This window comes from Arthrobacter sp. Y3223164, assembly GCF_059091005.1.
Window position 1 is genome coordinate 1 of the sequence record NZ_JBNHGF010000749.1, and the last position, 686, is coordinate 686.

Genomic DNA, 686 nt, shown 5'->3' on the forward strand with positions numbered 1-686 from the left:
GCGGCCGAGGCGCTTGCCGGCGCCTACGCGGCGAGCGCCGCGGTCCACCGCACCGACGACGGACAGATCGACGTGCTGAAGACCGTGGGCGGCGTCCGCGGGCTGGCCGAGAGCATCCTGCCGGGCGTGATCTTCCTGGTGGTGTTCACCATCGGCCGGGAGCTCGGCCCGGCGCTGATCGGAGCGCTGGCGGCCGCCGCCGTCTTCACCGTGCTGCGCCTGGTGCAGCGGGGCACCGTGACGCAGGCCTTCTCCGGCCTCGTGGGGGTCGCCATCTGCGCCTTCGTCGCCAACAGCACGGGCCGGGCCGAGGACTTCTATGTCTGGGGCTTCATCACGAATGCCGCCTACATTCTGGTCATGCTGGTTTCGGTGGCCGTCAAGTGGCCGGTGCTGGGTTTGATCTTCGGGCTGATCCGCAGCGAGGGAACGGCATGGCGGCAGCAGCCGCAACGGCTGAAGGCGTACACCATGGCCACCTGGATCGTGATGGCGGTGCTCCTGCTGCGGCTTGTGGTGCAGCTTCCCCTCTACCTGATGGGCGAGGACGGCCTGGTGGCGCTGGGCACCACCCGCTTGCTCATGGGCGTGCCGCTGTACGCGCTGGGGCTGTGGCTGGCGTGGCTGGTCTCTCGCCCGGCGTCCGTCGAGGCCGCCCGGGCCGAGTGATCTGGCCCGCCGCCGCC

Annotated in this window: 1 protein-coding gene; it reads left to right on the top strand. The window is 70.8% G+C overall.

The annotated features are described in order from the left end of the window. Positions 1 to 669: DUF3159 domain-containing protein (locus tag AC5RUJ_RS17780; RefSeq protein ID WP_494156452.1), on the top strand; the 669-nt coding region annotated here is incomplete at its 5' end. Between the last annotated feature and the right edge of the window lie 17 nt (positions 670 to 686).